This is a genomic window from Pseudomonas sp. P8_241 (assembly GCF_034008315.1).
Classification (GTDB): domain Bacteria; phylum Pseudomonadota; class Gammaproteobacteria; order Pseudomonadales; family Pseudomonadaceae; genus Aquipseudomonas.
Genome location: NZ_CP125377.1, coordinates 5,047,893 through 5,063,201 on the forward strand (window position 1 = coordinate 5,047,893; position 15,309 = coordinate 5,063,201).

The following is a 15,309-nucleotide window of genomic DNA, read 5'->3' on the forward strand; positions in this document are numbered from 1 at the left end:
GATGAGCCAACCCTGGAGCCCTGACAGCTGGCGCGCCCTGCCGATCCAGCAACAACCCCAATACCCCGACGCCGCACATTTGCAGCATGTCGAGCAAACCCTGGCCAGCTATCCGCCGCTGGTGTTTGCCGGTGAGGCCCGGGAGTTGCGGCGTCAGTTTGCCGAAGTGACCCAGGGCCGCGCTTTCCTGTTGCAGGGTGGCGATTGCGCCGAAAGCTTTGCCGAATTCTCCGCGGCAAAAATCCGCGACACCTTCAAGGTGCTGCTGCAAATGGCGATTGTCATGACGTTTGCGGCCGGTTGTCCGGTGGTCAAGGTCGGGCGCATGGCCGGTCAGTTCGCCAAGCCCCGCTCGGCCAACGACGAAACCATCGATGGCGTGACCCTGCCCGCCTACCGTGGGGACATCGTCAACGGCATCGGTTTCGACGAGAAAAGCCGCGTGCCGGACCCGGAACGCCTGCTGCAGTCCTATCACCAGTCCACTGCCACCCTGAACCTGTTGCGCGCCTTCGCCCAGGGCGGGTTTGCCGACTTGCATCAGGTGCACAAGTGGAACCTCGATTTTATTGCCAACTCGGCACTGGCGGAAAAGTACAGTCACCTGGCCGACCGTATCGATGAAACCCTGGCGTTTATGCGCGCCTGCGGCATGGACACCTCGCCACAACTGCGCGAGACCAGCTTCTTCACCGCCCACGAAGCGTTGCTGCTCAACTACGAAGAAGCGTTCGTGCGCCGCGACAGCCTGACCAACGATTATTACGACTGCTCGGCACATATGCTGTGGATCGGCGACCGCACCCGCCAGCTCGACGGCGCCCACGTCGAATTCCTGCGCGGGGTGAACAACCCGATAGGCGTCAAAGTCGGCCCGAGTATGAACCCGGACGACCTGATTCGTCTGATCGACGTGCTCAACCCGGACAACGACCCGGGTCGTCTGAACCTGATCGCGCGGATGGGCGCGAACAAGGTCGGCGATCACTTGCCGCAGTTGATCCGCGCGGTGCAGCGTGAAGGCAAGCAAGTGCTGTGGAGTTCGGACCCGATGCACGGCAATACCATCAAGGCCAGCAGCGGCTACAAGACCCGCGACTTCGCGCAGATCCTTGGGGAAGTGAAGCAATTCTTCCAGGTCCACGAAGCGGAAGGCACCTATGCCGGCGGCATCCATATCGAGATGACCGGGCAGAACGTTACCGAGTGCATCGGTGGTGCTCGGCCGATTACCGAGGATGGATTGTCGGATCGATACCACACCCATTGCGACCCGCGGATGAATGCCGATCAGTCGCTGGAATTGGCGTTTTTGATTGCCGAAACCTTGAAGCAGGTTCGACGCTAAATCGCGTCGCACTTATCGCCGGCAAGCCAGCTCCTACAGGAATGTGCAACCCCTTGTAGGAGCTGGCTTGCCAGCGATGGCGTCAGCTCAGTCGCCACCAACCTGTGCCAATGCAACCCGCAACCTGTCCGCACTCGCCCTAGGGCAATTCAACTGAACCTGCGCCAACCCCAGCCAATCCGCCATCTGCCGCAGATTGACCGCCAGCGCCAGCATCCCCTCGTCATCCAGCTCCGTCTCCTCTTCATGCACCGCGTGCACCGCCAATCGCCCCGCCGCCCTTTCCGCACGCAAATCAACCCGTGCAGCAATTCGCTCGTTGTGCAAAAACGGCAAGACGTAATAGCCGTAGACCCGCTTGTCCTGCGGCGTGTAAATCTCCAGCCGATAGCGAAAGTCGAACAGACGCTCCGTCCGGCTGCGCTCCCAGATCAGCGAATCGAAGGGTGACAACAATGCACTGGCCTCGACCTTGCGCGGCACCTTGGGCTCGGACAGGCAATAGGCCGGTTGCTTCCAGCCTTGAACTTCGCAGATAAGCAACTCGCCCGCTTCGACCAACTCCGCCAATCGCGGACGACTGTCCGCGGGATTGAGTCGAAAGTAATCGCGCAGATCCTTTTCCGTGCCGACACCCAACGCGGTCGCTGCATGCAGCAACAGTCCACGCTGCGCTTCGGCTTCATTCAGAGGCGGTTGCGCGAGGATCGCCGAGGGAATCACCCGCTCCGGCAAATCGTAAAGTCGTTCGAATCCGCGACGTCCGGCCACGGTCACTTCGCCAGCGGCGAACAGCCATTCCAGTGCGTGCTTTTCTGCGCTCCAGTCCCACCACGGTCCGGCCCGCTCCTGACGGGTCGACAAACTCCCCGCCCCCAGCGCGCCCCGCTCCTCGACCAAAGCCAGCACCCGACGAATCGTGTCCTGCTGTTCATGACCAAAACGCGCCAATTGCTGATAAATGTCTTCGCCACGGCTCGCGCGCTGCATGCGCCAGCGCATCAACGGGTACATCGACAGAGGCAGCAACGAAGCTTCATGCCCCCAATACTCGAACAACGTACGTCGTCGGCCCTGACTCCAGGCAGCCTGATCAAGCAAATCAGATGAGTAGTTGCCGAGGCGGGAAAACAGCGGAAGGTAGTGCGATCGCACCAACGCATTGACTGAATCGATCTGCAAAATGCCCAGCCGTTCGATCAGGCGATTGAGCGCAACAGCTTTGATCGTCGCTGGCGAAGACCGCCCATTGAACCCTTGGGCGGCCAGCGCCAGACGCCGAGCCTGTTTGAGGGTAAAGGACAATGTTGCGGGCATGGGCATCTCCTTGTCTGCTCGCAACCTACCTCACCGGTAAGGGGTTTGTGTAGCGTGGCTCCCATCATTTATGCATCGGGTCGTTCCAGAACGGCTTGATCGACTCGTTCTCCACATCCGCACGGCTCATGCCGATGTCCTTGAGTGCCTCGTCGCTCAGGCTCGCCAGCAATTCGCGTTCGCGATGCAATTCGTACCAGCGGCTGACCTTGTGCAGCAGATCGGAGATCAGGTGAACCGAATGGTGTTCTGCGCCATGAAACTCATGTTGACCTTTCATCTTGTTGCCCTCCGTTTGGATGGCTCCAGTCTCGCGCCAGGTCTAAGATCAATCCAACGAATGTTTCTGATGTCACATATCTCGGAGATTGATGCATGTCGGCCTACCCGAGTATCGATACCGATGTACTGCGCACCTTCGTCGCCATTGCCGACCAGGGCGGTTTTACCCGCGCCGGTGCACTGGTCAATCGCACCCAGTCGGCGGTGAGCATGCAGATGAAGCGACTGGAAGAGGACGTGCTGCAACGTCAGTTATTCCAGCGTGACGGGCGGCAAGTGCGCCTGACTGCCGAAGGTCAGGTATTGCTCGGGTATGCGCGACGAATCCTCAAGCTGCACAGCGAGGTGTTCAATACGCTGCGCGAACCGGACATGGTCGGCATGGTGCGCATCGGCACGCCGGACGATTATGTGATGCGTTTCCTGCCCGGGATTTTGCGGCAGTTTGCCCAGTCCTATCCGCTGATCCAGATCGAAGTGCACTGCGAATCCTCAAAACAGCTGTTGATGCGGCAGGATCTCGACCTGTCCATCGTCACCCGCGAGCCGGGTAGCGAGATCGGCCAGCTGTTGCGCAAGGAACGGTTTGTCTGGGCCGAAGCACAGTGTTACAGCGCCCATGAACAGACGCCCCTGCCGCTGGCTATGTTCAACAGTGATTGCTTCTGCCGCTTGTGGGCGTGCAATGCGCTCGATGCCCAGGGGCGCGATTACCGCGTCGCGTACAACAGCGACAGCCTGTCGGCGATCATGGCCGTGGTCAGCGCAGGTCTGGCCGTCACCGCACAACTGGAAAGCCTGATCACTGCGGACATGCGCATTCTGGGTGAGGCCGAAGATCTCCCGGTACTGCCAGAGGCCAGCATCATGCTGGTGCGTAACCTGCACAACCCTTCGCCCATTACCGAATGCCTGGCCGAGCACATCATCGAGGGCTTCAAACTTTAAATGCGAGCATCACTGCGCAAAACACCAGGAAGCCGCAAAAAAGACCGCGCAATCGTCGCTCAGGCAACGCGTGGGCAATTTTCACCCCCCAGCTGATGCTCATCAGGCCTCCGATCGCCAAGGGTATGCCAATCAACCAGTCAACCTGGTGGTGCACGGCGTACGTCACCAGTGTGACGCCCGTGCTGGGCAGCGCCAATGCCAGCGACAACCCCTGAGCCACTACCTGACTGGTGCCGAACACACTGGTCAGCACTGGCGTCGCCACTACCGCCCCGCCCACCCCGAACAGACCGCCCATCGCACCGGATGCAGCGCCGAGCACACCCAACCAGGGCCAGGAATAGTTCATCTGCGACGCGTCCGGTGCGCTGGCGGAAAACATTCTCAGCAGGTTGTAGGCCGATAACGCCACCAGGAACGCAACGAAACCGATACGCATGGTTTGGGCATCGATCCCTACCGCCCAGATGGACCCGAGCCAGGCGAAGCAAAAACCCATCGAAGCCAGCGGCAGTGCGTGGCGCAGTACAATACGGTTGCGCTGGTGATAGCGCCACAGCGCCAACATGACGTTGGGCACCACCATTACCAGAGCTGTGCCTTGGGCAATCTGCTGATCGAGGCCGAACAGCACACCCAGCAGCGGGATGGCGATCAATCCCCCGCCGATGCCAAACAGTCCACCGAGCGTGCCCAGGGCTGCGCCAAAAACCAGGTACATCAAAAACTCAATCACAAGCGATTTTCCCTTTGCGTCAGGCCTTTCATCCTACGCAGATGATTCTGGCGCGGAAATAAAAAGCAACCTATCGACTTCGCGATACTCGCCTCAACGCCGGCCAGAACTATCTGGCGCATTAAAGATTTGCCCGCTAGATTCCAAGGATCACTGAAAAAGGTTTCCACATGACCACCGAGCGCATCACACCGGATAACTGCGAGCAGCTGTTGCTGGATAATCAGGTCTGCTTCGCCCTGCATTCCACGTCGTTGATGATGACCAAGGTCTACAAACCGCTGCTGCAGACACTGGGGCTGACTTATCCGCAATACCTGGCAATGATGGTGCTGTGGGAACGGGACGGTTTGACCGTAGGCGAAATAAGCACGCGACTGCTGACCGATCCTGGCTCACTCACTCCGCTGCTCAAACGCCTGGAAGCTGAAGGTTTGCTCAGCCGTACTCGCAGCCGCGAAGATGAACGGGTGGTGAACGTCGAGTTGACCGAGCAGGGTCGCGCCTTGCGGGACAAGGCCCGGGATATTCCCCAGTGCATCCTCGGCGCCAGCGGCCTGACGCTCGAGCGCCTGCAAAAATTGCAAGCCGATCTGCAAGAGCTGCGCAGCCACCTGCAAGACCGCCTGTAATGTTCCAAGTAAAAAAATCCCCTGTGGGAGCGCAGTTGCCCGGGAAGGCGGCCGTCCGAACACCACCAATCTACAAACTGACCACCCTCCCCCAATCCCCGTATAATCGCGCTTTTTTTAGAAAGGCACCCCGCTCGTGGCAGACAAACGGTACAGCTGCATTGGTTTGTATAACCCCAAATCACCGGAGAACGTCGGTTCGGTGATGCGCGCCGCTGGCTGTTATGGCGTGGCCTCGGTGTTTTACACCGGCAAGCGCTATGAACGCGCCGCCGATTTCGTCACCGATACCAAGCGTGTCCACTACGATATCCCGCTGATCGGCATCGACGACCTGAAAAAAATCCTGCCACTGAACTGCGTTCCGGTCGCCGTGGAACTGGTCGATGGCGCCCGTCCGTTGCCGGAGTACACCCACCCCGATCGCGCGCTTTACATCTTCGGTCCGGAAGACGGCTCGCTGGATAAAGAGATTCGCGACTGGTGCGAAGACGTGGTGTACATCCCGACCACGGGTTGCATGAACCTGGCCGCGACGGTCAACGTCGTGCTCTACGACCGCATGGCCAAAGGGCTCAACACCCGCTCGGGACCGAAATTTCGCTGAGTCAACGCATATTCGATGGAACAAGCGGCCCGCCCCGGCAGTCAGCTTTACTATCGAGTCTGAAGCAGCCCTTCCTGCCTGGAGAAAGATCATGAGAGAACTCAAGCGCGTCGAACGAATCGAATCCACCCCATTCCAGACCCCTGTCGATCAGAATGTTCAGGGCTGGGAACGCATCGGTTCTATCGCCGGTGGCGTAGTGATGGTGGGTAAGGGCCTGCGTCGCGGCGGGATCTTCGGGTTGATCCAGGTCGCCATCGGCGGTGTTGCTCTGGCCCGTGGTATTACCGGCCACAGTTCGGCGAAAAGCCTGTTGGAGAAAAGCCGTCAGGACATGAACAACGTGCGGGCGAAAATCCAGCGGGCGGGTGAAGAGCTGAGCCAGTTGAAAGCCAATGCCGAGGCGGCAACCAAAACCGCAACGGTGACGGGCAATGATTCATTGAATTCACCGAAAACCGGCGTTTGATGATTCAAAGCAAAAGCTCGCAGCCTTCGGCGGCTCCTATGGGTGTACGCACCCTGCAGGAGGCGCCGAAGGCTGCGAGCTTCTGCTCCCTATTCGAGCAACCCGGTATCGAGGACTTTGGAGGAGTCGCCGATAACACTTTCTGACAGCTCAACAAAGTCCTTGGTATCAACGCTCTCCAGACGCATCGCGCCGCGCAGCACATCATCCAGTGATCGCTTATTGCGAGTCTTCAAGCGAATCTCGCGATCCAGCTCCTGCAACAACAGAACGGCCTTGGCCACCTGCGCCGGGCTGGCCTGCTCACCGCGCAAGGTCGTGACCTTCTGGCTGCTCTTCAGCAGTTTTCCATGCAAGCTGTCGAACCGTTCATCGCTCATGCCACCAGCACGGCGCACCAGTTCAATGGCGTAATACTCGGCAAACCCTTCGCTGATCCAGTCGCTGCGCTGCTTGTCGTTGATCCGCCCCAATACCTGTGCCAACTCCCGCACCAACGCACTGGTGCCGCTTTCGCTGACCAACGGCAGACGGCTGTTCAGGTAGATCGACTCATGTGCCGCCAGACTGCCGCGCCACATAGGATCGCTGGCGCCCACGATCAACAGCTTGGTGGGATGACGAGGAAACACCGCTTGCACTTGCGGCCAGACAAACGTCAACAGCGTCAGCACATCCATCCGGCGCATGCCCTGCCCTTGCGGGGAGCTGACGGTGACCTCGGTTTCGCCCAGTCGAGTGCGACGGCTACCAAGTTGACCAGCGAGCATCCAGCCTGTGGGTCGGTCGAACAGTCGGGACGGATTATCGATACGGAATTTATTTTTGCCGATCCGCGGCCAGGCAGTTTCGACGCTCTTCCAGCCGCCGGGAAGCTCGAGCTCAAGACGTGAAACCAATTCGATACCGTCCTGCTGATCGAGGCGGGCGGCCGGCACCAGATCGTCGCCGCGCATCAATGCCCAGTTCGGTGTCATGCGCGTATCGAAACTGCCGCTCTTGCGACCGTGGCTGATACGAACGCGATAGGTCAGGCTGGCCTTGTCGGCGGCCGGTCGCCAGAGACCGCGCGCCTCCTTGCCTGGGCTCAGCTGCCATTGCCCATCGGCCTTGAAGTCGCTGTAGTGACTGCCGTCGCCGAGGTCGAAATCCAGGCTGCGCACCACCGAACCTCGTGCCAGCGTCAGGCGCACTTCGGCCTGGTCGCTTTGCGGCAACAGGCGCACGTGATAATCCAGATCAACCTTCTGAGCGGCCCACACGGGCGAGCCCAAGAGCAGACATCCAACCGTCAACGCCAGCCGCCATCCCACAGCCATACACACTCCTTCGTGAAACGTCAGATCCGTGGGCGATCAGCCAGCCCTGAAAATCAGATGATCTTCCCAGTCGTCTTCCGACACGCTGCCCTCGGCGAGCATGCGCCCGGACTGGGAGATGCGTTCGTGGTGCACCGCATCGCGATCACCGCACACCAGGTGATGCCACAGCGGCAGGTCCTTGCCTTCACTGACCAGGCGATAGCCGCAGGTCGGCGGCAACCACTTGAACTCGTCGGCCTTGCCCGGCGTGAGCTGGATACAGTCCGGCACCGAATCGCGACGATTCGGGTAATCGCTGCACTGACAGGTTTTCAGGTCCAGCAGTTTGCAGGCGATGCGGGTGTAATAGACACTGTTGTCGTCTTCATCTTCAAGCTTTTGCAGGCAGCACAGGCCACAACCGTCGCACAGCGATTCCCATTCCTCCTGATCGAGTTGATCGAGGGTTTTGCGTATCCAGAACGGTTCTACTTTGGCAGCCATGGTTCGAGCATCGACATCAGATGGTGAAAAGGCCGCCAGTCTAGTGCCCGCAGGCCTTGCGGCCAAGCATTGGCGACTGCCGGTAGAACGTGCTTGTCAGTTTTAGCGCCGCCAAGTAGGGTTTCGCGTCGCTTCCACCTTCAAACGTAGCAAGGAATCTCTTGATGAGTGCTAACCCACGCGTTGCCGAATACGCCATCCACCGACAGTTCACCGATCGCTGGTCGCCCCGCGCCTTCACCGGCGAAGCCATTCCCGAAGAAACCCTGCTGAGCTTCTTCGAAGCTGCACGCTGGGCACCGTCGGCGTACAACTCTCAACCTTGGCGGTTTCTCTACGCGCGTCGCGATACGCCAAACTGGGAGCGTTACCTGGGCCTGCTGAACGAGTTCAATCGCAGCTGGGCACAGCATGCTTCGGCATTGGTGATCGTGATCTCGAAAACCACCTTCGCCGCGCCTGGTGCCAGCGAAGAAACCCCGGCGCTGTGGCATACCTTCGACACAGGTTCCGCCTGGGGTCATCTGGCGCTGCAAGCGAGCATCAGCGGCTGGCACACCCACGGCATGGCCGGTTTCGATCAGGAACTGACCCGCAAAGAACTGAACATTCCTGAAGGTTACGCGCTGCACGCGGCCGTGGCCGTCGGCAAGCTGGGCGACAAGGCCAGCCTGGCGGAGTACCTGCAAGCGCGAGAGGAGCCAAGCCCGCGTCGTCCGTTGAGCGAGTTGGCGGCGGAAGGTGATTTCACCCTCTAAAAGCAAAAGATCGCAGCCTGCGACAGCTCCTACAGGAGCTGTCGCAGGCTGCGATCTTTTTCCTGCGCCTCAATACCCGCGATTGAAATCCACTTCTCCGCGCAACGCCTCGCCCGCCTGATACGCCCGCAGGTTCTCGACAAACAACTGCACCATCATCGATGGCGATGTCGGCGCGGAACTGTGACCGGTCAGCAGCAAGCCCCAGGCAGTCCAGAAAGGATGGCGCTGCGGCAACGGCTCCTGGCGGCACACGTCAATCACTGCCCCCGCCAGATGCCCTTCCTTCAAAGCTTCAACCAGATCCGCATCGACCACCGCCACGCCGCGTCCGACGTTGATGAACAACCCGGTCGCCTTGAATTGCTTGAACAGCGCGGCATCATAAATGTCGTGGGTGTCTGGCGTATTGGGCAGCAGGTTGACCACGAAATCCATTTCACCGACCAGGCGCGGCAGATCCGCCAGCGAACCGACTTCGACAAACGGCGCCTGCTCGCGAGCGCTACTGGCAACACCGTACAACTCGACGCCAAACGGCACGAGAAATTGCGCGACGGTTTGCCCGATATCACCCGTACCGACAATCAACACCTTGCGCCCCGCCAGACTCTGGCCGTGGCGACTGTCCCACTTGCGCTCGACCTGACTGACCAGCCTGGCCAGCACTTCACGCTCGTGCCCGAGCATGTACGTGAGCACATATTCGGCCATGACCTGCCCGAAAATCCCCACCGCGCGGGTCAAACGATAGTGCCGTGGCAAACCGTCGGCCAGCAGCGGCGTGATGCCCGCCCAAGTCGATTGCAGCCATTGTGGCTGATGGCCCTGACGCAACAGCGTCGCCAGCAGATCAGGCTGACCGAGCCAGACCGGGCAATCGGCGGCCTGGCTGGCCAATTCAGCAGAATCCCCGCTGGTCAGCACGTCCAGTTCCGGCGCTGCCTCGCGCAACAACCGGGCGTACTCGGGGTGGTCGTGTTCAGCAATCAGAACGCGCATGCTTCAACCTTTCAAAAGCGGTGCGGACAGCCGTCGATAAAGTATCAATCCATCGATGCGGCCATCGCCAAAATCAATCAGTGTTTCACAGTGGCTCTGAACGGAGCCTGTCTGCCGATCACATCGGATCGTTGCGGCGCAACAACTCTTCCGGCAAATGTTCGATGTACTCGTCTTCGGCCGGCGGCATTTGCAGGTGATAACCCTGTTTATCAAGGTTTTCCAGCACGACCGTGATGTCTTCCCGCGACAGCTTGCGCTCTGGGCTCAACACCAGGTCAAAGGCGTGAATGGCTTTGCCGAAGGCGGCCATCAACGTTTCCGGCACGCGCTCCAGGGCATCGCTCTTGAGCACATACAGGTACATTTCGTTTCTTTTGGTACTGCGATAGATCGAGCAAATTCGTTTCAAGGCTGTTCTCCGGCGGTGGCCAGGCTGTCGAGCAGCGCCTGGCCCATCAATTCGCGGCGCCAGCCACGCAGCGAATCAGGCAATTGGTAGGGACCATTGGGGAAGCCGCTCTTGAGCAGCGCTTCCAGGGTTTTCTTGCGCAGCATCAGTTCCGGCGCGATGTTCAGGCGCTCGGCCTCAGCCTGGCCGATGGCTTTCATTTGCTTGAGCAACGCGGCGGCGTCCACCGGCAATGGCTCCGGCACGGCTGGCGGCCATTGATCAGGCGACACACTGCCAGAGCGTTTGATCAGATCAAGCAGAAACTCGCCGTCCTGACGCACGGTACGCGGGTGCATGTCTTCGATTTTCGCCAGTGCGCCAAGGTTGTCCGGCTGGGTGCGCGCCAGCGGCCACAGCGAATGCTCACGGATGATGCGGTTGCGAGGCAGGTCACGGGCGCGGGCTTCCTTCTCGCGCCAGGCACAGAGCTCACGCAATACGACGAGTTGGGCGCGGGACAACTTCCAGGCCAGCTTGGCGTCGCGATAGACCTCGTACGGATCGATTTCGCGGCGCAGGTTGGCCACCAGTTCGGCGCCATCTTCCAGTACCCAGGCATATTTCTCGTCGGAAAGCTTCGGACGCAGCTGTACGAAAACCTCCGCCAGGTGCAGGGCGTCCTCGGCGGCATAGCTGATCTGCGTATCGGAAAGCGGACGTTGCAGCCAGTCGGAACGGGTTTCGCCTTTGGGCAGGTCGATACCGAGCACTTCCTGCACCAACCGCGAGTACCCCATGGAGAAACCCAGGTTCAGGTAAGCGGCAGCCAATTGCGTATCGAACAACGGCACCGGCAGGCTGCCGGTCAGGCGCAGCAAGACTTCGAGGTCTTCGCTACAGGCGTGGACGACCTTGACCACGGCCGGATTTTCCAGCAGCGCGGATAAGGGCTTCCAGTCATTGATGGTCAGCGGATCAATCAGGTAAGCGCGTTGGCCGTCGCCGATCTGCAGCAGGCCGGCAATCGGGTAGAAGGTGTCGACCCGCATGAATTCGGTGTCGAGGGCAACGAAAGGCAGCTGTTGCCACTCGGTGCAAAACCGACCGAGGCTATCGTTGTCGCGAATCCAGTGAATATCGATGGCCACACGGCTCTCCCTTGAAGAATGGCGCGCAGTATATATCGCCCCCGGCGATTTCCGCGCATCCACTGAACAAGAGCATTAGCGAAAATTCATGCCAGACAAAAAGAATAGTCCGACAAAGCTGCGTTAGTTGGGCTTACCGAGCACGTAAATGCGCATTCGCGTGCAACCGGGCAGGAAATCCTGATGGCTGATCAAACGGAACCCGACCTGTCTGAATTCGCTTTCCACCTGGGCTTTGCTCGCCTGCCGCTGGGGCGCCGTGCCCTGAGCACCGGCAGTTTGCGGCATGAATCGAGCGTCGATCCGCACAGCAACGATGACCGTATCGCGACTGACCCTATGAAACTCGCCGAGCATCGCCAAACGATGCTCGGGGCTGACCAAGTGCTGAAACAGTCGCATGCAAAAAATGCTGTCGACCGCGTTTTCCGACAAGCCAATGGTGAATGCAGAACTTTGAAAGGTCTTGACCCGCTTCAACAAACTTTGGGGGTGGTGAGTACGGGCGTGATCGAGAATGTCTTGCGAGGGTGCGGTGGCCAGCACCACCCGATTCGCGTGCTCGGCCAGCACAGGCCAGAAGCGGCCGACATCGCATGTAACGTCGAGGATCAGGCCCGGTTCGCCGGCAATCTTCAGCGCATTGCGAACCAGGCGTTCCTCGCGCCAGAGCGTCAGGCGCCCGGCCAGGCCTGGGGATTGCGGCTGGAGGCAGACGCGCGCGTGCTCCTGAACGTAGCGCCGAGTGATCTCGAGCTCTATGGCGGATGGGGGTTGAGCGGACATGTGCAATGACTCTTGGTGAACGATCTACAGGCTTGCGGCCATTGAGTGAAACGCCAACGCTGCCCTCAATCTTTGGCCAGCACGCCATCGATCACTGCGCTTCGACACCCGGCAAACATGTCCAGATCCTGGTTGTAGACCTTGCTGTTGACCTCCAGCAGACCCAACATCGAATGGAACAAATTATCCTGGCTCAAGGGTTTTTCGCGACTCAGCTGCAGGCAATGAGTGTCCACCGAGAACGACTTTTGATAGCTGTCGGAGAACCAGGCCAGCATCGCCACACGCTTCTGTTGCTCTGGCGCCAACATGTAAGGCGTACCATGGAGGAACAGGTTGTATTCCCCCAGGGATTCACCATGGTCCGACAGATACAGCATGGCGGTATCAACCTTGTCCTGGTTCTTGCGCAGTAAATCGATCAGGGTCGACAACACATGATCGGTATACACCAACGTGTTGTCATAACCGTTGATGATGCTTTCGCGACTGCAATTGTTCAGTGCATTGCTTTCGCAGACCGGGGTAAAGCGTTCATATTCTTTCGGATATCGCTTGAAGTACTCCGGACCGTGACTGCCCATCTGGTGCAATACCAGTACCGTGTCCTTATCCAGAGTATCGATAAAGTGCTGCAGTCCCTGCAGCAGGATTTCGTCGCGGCATTCACTGTTGGCGCACAGGCCCGGGTCTTTCAGATTACTCACATCCTGAAGGGTGACGCGATCGCAGGTGCCTTTGCAGCCTGACTGATTGTCACGCCAGATTACCTCCAGTCCGGCACGCTTGAGCACATCCAGCAAACCTTCTTCATTCTTTGCCTTGCTCGCGTTGTAATCCTTGCGACCCATATTGGAAAACATGCAAGGCACCGATACAGCGGTTTCAGTGCCACACGAGGTCACATCGGTAAACGCTATCAGGCCGCGTTCCTTATCGAGCTTTGGCGTGGTATCACGGTCATAGCCGAGGACGCCGAAATTCTCCGCGCGCGCACTTTCTCCCACCACCAGTACCGTCAGGGATTTACGACCATGAGTTTGCCAACTCGAATTTAACTGCGCATCCTCGCCAACTTTGACAAACGGCTGCTGCGCTGACACCAGCTGCTCACCCAGATACCTGGCCGTCGCGCCGATGTAATTGCTCGGCACCACCATCAAACGCAATTCATGGTGATTTCGAAACAGTGAAGACAGGCCTTGATAGTTAATCAATGCGACACCACCGATAACCGCTGCGCACGCCAGCGACACTAAAGCTTTGCTCAGCAACTCGCGGTGCCAGCGACGATATGCAATCGGAAGTTTCCACAACAATAACGACGGCAGGACACCCAGCAGAAGAATATAGATAAACAACTTGATCGACAGCAAACCACGCACTTCAGTGACATTGGTTTCTGCAAAGTTACGCAACATGCCGGCGTCCAGCAAAACACCGTATTGGCCCATGAAATACGCCACACTTGCACTGACCATGAAGAGCAGTGTGAGAACGGGTTTAAGCAGCGATCGAAAAGCCATCAGCGTCAACAAAATATTGAACGCCGCGAAGATCATCAACCCGAATGCCACGCGCAGGACGATGCCTTTGCCATCTGACGCGGTGATTTCGAAAAGATGTTGCCAGAGAACAAAATTGAAGCCCATTAATAAAAAGGCACTGGCAATCAGTGTCACCCATTCCGGGCGCACGGCTTTAATCTTCAACATGATGTTTGACTATTCCTAAAAAGAGCGCCTGCGGTAAATGTGAAAATTTCATTAACCGAGACAGCACTAACTTTAAGCAGCCAACCATCAATTTTTTGTGAAAAATAAGCCAACGATTAGTTGCCGACTGATATCGAGCTTAACTTCCATACCATTTGAGAATGGTTCAGCTTTTGTTCAGGAATTACTTAAATAAGCACGCTCAACTGCTCATCAACTGCCGTCCAAATGCATGACCCACCCACGATCCGCACCAGCGCTATTTAATTTCTGGATTTCATTCTGCACATTCTGATTTGCAGCCTCCCGATCTTGCGCGCCTAATCGAACTTCATTTCACCCACGCCAATCTCCCCCACTGACTCGGAATGCCTCCATGAAAACCACCGGCTTCGCCGCCGCCCACCTCGGCATGCTGCTTTGGGCCTTGTTGGTCGCCGCATCATTTTCCGCGGCAGCACAGGTCAGCCAGGTCATAGACCCGGTCCTGCTGACCGGATTACGACTGCTGTTTTGCGCGGCGGCGTTTCTGCCGTTGCTACTGGTTAAAGGCGATACAGGCGTGACTATTCGCGGACTGCTTGAGCATGGCGTCCTCGGATTGCTGTTGGCGATGTACTTCGGGTCGCTGTTCGAGGCTCTGCGCTATACCTCGGCGGTCAACACCGGGACCGTGTTCACGCTGGTGCCATTACTGACCCTGTTTTTCGAGTCCGTGCTGACACCTGACAGCAGCCTGAAACAACGAATATTGCCCATGCTGACTGCCGCTACAGGCGCTGTTCTGCTGATCATGAAGGGAAGTGGGCCCGACGAACCGCCATCGTTTTACGCACTCTCGGTGTTTGGTGTCGGTTGTCTGGCAATGGCACTTTACGCGCCACTGAGCCAGCGTTTTAAAGCTGGCAGCCTGAAGGGTCGCAGCCCGGTGGCAATGACGTTCTGGAACATGTTGTTCGGCGCATTGTTTCTGCTGGTGTTCTGCGGATTCAGCGGCGGCTGGCGCTCAGCGTCGATGCTGACTGCCCACGACTTTTTCTGGCTGATTTATCTGGCGTTGTTTGCGACGCTGGCGACTTTCTGGCTGCTGCATCGTGCTATCGGTGAGATCGCACCCTCCTCAGTGATTTCGTACATTTACCTGAGCACGCTGTTCATCACGATGTATCACTGGCTGTTGGGGCGTCAGTTGCCACTGCCATGGGAGGTTGCCGGGGCCGCTTTGGTGGCCATCGGTATGTTGGCCCTGTTGAGATCCAGCCGCCGATCCGTACCGGTCACGGTACAAGGCTGACGTGAGCCTGCATGAAAAGTCCCACAAGGCATTCTCCTGATTCCTCTGCTCCGCTAGGATCACTC

The 15,309-nt window shown here is 58.4% G+C and carries 17 protein-coding genes; 7 read left to right on the top strand and 10 right to left on the bottom strand.

The window, feature by feature from the left end; translation table 11 throughout:
* Position 1: 1 nt before the first annotated feature.
* On the top strand, positions 2–1,348 hold the full coding sequence (locus QMK58_RS22455) for a class II 3-deoxy-7-phosphoheptulonate synthase (RefSeq protein WP_053155839.1): 1,347 nt from the start codon (positions 2–4) through the stop codon (positions 1,346–1,348).
* 87 nt (positions 1,349–1,435) lie between these two features.
* Here QMK58_RS22455 and QMK58_RS22460 read toward each other — a convergent pair whose 3' ends face one another.
* Together QMK58_RS22460 and QMK58_RS22465 are read right to left on the bottom strand one after the other, a co-directional pair.
* Positions 1,436–2,665 (bottom strand): winged helix-turn-helix domain-containing protein, encoded by a 1,230-nt coding sequence (locus QMK58_RS22460; protein ID WP_053155836.1) that lies wholly within the window; start codon positions 2,663–2,665, stop codon positions 1,436–1,438.
* Between the two features lie 64 nt (positions 2,666–2,729).
* The gene (locus tag QMK58_RS22465) at positions 2,730–2,945 is read right to left on the bottom strand and encodes a DUF1127 domain-containing protein (protein ID WP_053155833.1); all 216 of its coding nucleotides are present in this window, start codon (positions 2,943–2,945) and stop codon (positions 2,730–2,732) included.
* 95 nt (positions 2,946–3,040) lie between these two features.
* Between QMK58_RS22465 and QMK58_RS22470 the strand changes: the two genes are divergently transcribed.
* Entirely contained in the window at positions 3,041–3,895 is an 855-nt protein-coding gene (locus QMK58_RS22470) for a LysR substrate-binding domain-containing protein (protein WP_053155830.1), read from the top strand.
* Here the strand turns inward: QMK58_RS22470 and QMK58_RS22475 are convergent.
* Positions 3,885–4,634: a sulfite exporter TauE/SafE family protein gene (locus QMK58_RS22475; RefSeq protein WP_053155826.1), complete on the bottom strand. Its 750-nt coding sequence runs from the start codon at positions 4,632–4,634 to the stop codon at positions 3,885–3,887. The genes QMK58_RS22470 and QMK58_RS22475 overlap by 11 nt on opposite strands.
* 170 nt (positions 4,635–4,804) lie before the next feature.
* Between QMK58_RS22475 and QMK58_RS22480 the strand changes: the two genes are divergently transcribed.
* The 3 genes from QMK58_RS22480 (at position 4,805) to QMK58_RS22490 (ending at position 6,342) form a co-directional block, all read left to right on the top strand.
* On the top strand, positions 4,805–5,266 hold the full coding sequence (locus QMK58_RS22480; protein ID WP_053155824.1) for a MarR family winged helix-turn-helix transcriptional regulator: 462 nt from the start codon (positions 4,805–4,807) through the stop codon (positions 5,264–5,266).
* Between the two features lie 136 nt (positions 5,267–5,402).
* Complete coding sequence (locus tag QMK58_RS22485) at positions 5,403–5,873, top strand: RNA methyltransferase (protein WP_046816778.1); 471 nt, start codon at positions 5,403–5,405, stop codon at positions 5,871–5,873.
* A 91-nt stretch (positions 5,874–5,964) separates the two neighbouring features.
* A complete protein-coding gene (locus QMK58_RS22490; RefSeq protein ID WP_053155821.1) occupies positions 5,965–6,342 on the top strand; it encodes a DUF2892 domain-containing protein in 378 nt (125 codons plus the stop codon).
* A gap of 89 nt (positions 6,343–6,431) precedes the next feature.
* Here the strand turns inward: QMK58_RS22490 and QMK58_RS22495 are convergent, their stop codons facing one another.
* Both QMK58_RS22495 and QMK58_RS22500 read right to left on the bottom strand, forming a co-directional pair.
* Complete coding sequence (locus tag QMK58_RS22495) at positions 6,432–7,661, bottom strand: hypothetical protein (RefSeq protein WP_320395460.1); 1,230 nt, start codon at positions 7,659–7,661, stop codon at positions 6,432–6,434.
* Positions 7,662–7,697: 36 nt separating this feature from the next.
* Positions 7,698–8,147, bottom strand: a complete 450-nt coding sequence (locus QMK58_RS22500; RefSeq protein ID WP_053155815.1) for a YcgN family cysteine cluster protein — start codon at positions 8,145–8,147, stop codon at positions 7,698–7,700.
* Positions 8,148–8,311: 164 nt separating this feature from the next.
* Here QMK58_RS22500 and QMK58_RS22505 point away from each other — a divergent pair, with 164 nt between their 5' ends.
* Entirely contained in the window at positions 8,312–8,905 is a 594-nt protein-coding gene (locus QMK58_RS22505) for a nitroreductase family protein (protein ID WP_053155811.1), read from the top strand.
* Between the two features lie 69 nt (positions 8,906–8,974).
* Here the strand turns inward: QMK58_RS22505 and QMK58_RS22510 are convergent, their stop codons facing one another.
* The 5 genes from QMK58_RS22510 to QMK58_RS22530 form a co-directional block, all read right to left on the bottom strand.
* Positions 8,975–9,907, bottom strand: coding sequence for a D-2-hydroxyacid dehydrogenase (locus QMK58_RS22510; protein WP_320395461.1), 933 nt, complete (start codon positions 9,905–9,907; stop codon positions 8,975–8,977).
* 118 nt (positions 9,908–10,025) lie between these two features.
* Positions 10,026–10,319, bottom strand: a complete 294-nt coding sequence (locus QMK58_RS22515) for a YcgL domain-containing protein (RefSeq protein ID WP_053155806.1) — start codon at positions 10,317–10,319, stop codon at positions 10,026–10,028.
* Positions 10,316–11,449 (bottom strand): ribonuclease D, encoded by a 1,134-nt coding sequence (gene rnd / locus QMK58_RS22520; RefSeq protein ID WP_053155803.1) that lies wholly within the window; start codon positions 11,447–11,449, stop codon positions 10,316–10,318. The genes QMK58_RS22515 and rnd overlap by 4 nt, the downstream gene beginning before the upstream one ends.
* 123 nt (positions 11,450–11,572) lie before the next feature.
* A complete protein-coding gene (locus tag QMK58_RS22525) occupies positions 11,573–12,235 on the bottom strand; it encodes a class I SAM-dependent methyltransferase (protein ID WP_320395462.1) in 663 nt (220 codons plus the stop codon).
* Between the two features lie 65 nt (positions 12,236–12,300).
* Complete coding sequence (locus QMK58_RS22530) at positions 12,301–13,950, bottom strand: phosphoethanolamine--lipid A transferase (protein WP_320395463.1); 1,650 nt, start codon at positions 13,948–13,950, stop codon at positions 12,301–12,303.
* Positions 13,951–14,326: 376 nt separating this feature from the next.
* On the opposite strand from QMK58_RS22530, the gene QMK58_RS22535 reads away from it, so the two are divergent.
* The gene (locus QMK58_RS22535; protein ID WP_053155794.1) at positions 14,327–15,244 is read left to right on the top strand and encodes a DMT family transporter; all 918 of its coding nucleotides are present in this window, start codon (positions 14,327–14,329) and stop codon (positions 15,242–15,244) included.
* Positions 15,245–15,309 lie beyond the last annotated feature (65 nt).

What these genes read in the sequence shown, in the direction of transcription:
- QMK58_RS22455 (WP_053155839.1), top strand. Translation starts at nt 2, where the DNA reads ATGAGCCAACCCTGGAGCCCTGACAGCTGGCGCGCCCTGCCGATCCAG.
- QMK58_RS22460 (WP_053155836.1), bottom strand. Translation starts at nt 2,665, where the DNA reads ATGCCCGCAACATTGTCCTTTACCCTCAAACAGGCTCGGCGTCTGGCG.
- QMK58_RS22465 (WP_053155833.1), bottom strand. Translation starts at nt 2,945, where the DNA reads ATGAAAGGTCAACATGAGTTTCATGGCGCAGAACACCATTCGGTTCAC.
- QMK58_RS22470 (WP_053155830.1), top strand. Translation starts at nt 3,041, where the DNA reads ATGTCGGCCTACCCGAGTATCGATACCGATGTACTGCGCACCTTCGTC.
- QMK58_RS22480 (WP_053155824.1), top strand. Translation starts at nt 4,805, where the DNA reads ATGACCACCGAGCGCATCACACCGGATAACTGCGAGCAGCTGTTGCTG.
- QMK58_RS22490 (WP_053155821.1), top strand. Translation starts at nt 5,965, where the DNA reads ATGAGAGAACTCAAGCGCGTCGAACGAATCGAATCCACCCCATTCCAG.
- QMK58_RS22495 (WP_320395460.1), bottom strand. Translation starts at nt 7,661, where the DNA reads ATGGCTGTGGGATGGCGGCTGGCGTTGACGGTTGGATGTCTGCTCTTG.
- QMK58_RS22500 (WP_053155815.1), bottom strand. Translation starts at nt 8,147, where the DNA reads ATGGCTGCCAAAGTAGAACCGTTCTGGATACGCAAAACCCTCGATCAA.
- QMK58_RS22505 (WP_053155811.1), top strand. Translation starts at nt 8,312, where the DNA reads ATGAGTGCTAACCCACGCGTTGCCGAATACGCCATCCACCGACAGTTC.
- QMK58_RS22510 (WP_320395461.1), bottom strand. Translation starts at nt 9,907, where the DNA reads ATGCGCGTTCTGATTGCTGAACACGACCACCCCGAGTACGCCCGGTTG.
- QMK58_RS22525 (WP_320395462.1), bottom strand. Translation starts at nt 12,235, where the DNA reads ATGTCCGCTCAACCCCCATCCGCCATAGAGCTCGAGATCACTCGGCGC.
- QMK58_RS22530 (WP_320395463.1), bottom strand. Translation starts at nt 13,950, where the DNA reads ATGTTGAAGATTAAAGCCGTGCGCCCGGAATGGGTGACACTGATTGCC.
- QMK58_RS22535 (WP_053155794.1), top strand. Translation starts at nt 14,327, where the DNA reads ATGAAAACCACCGGCTTCGCCGCCGCCCACCTCGGCATGCTGCTTTGG.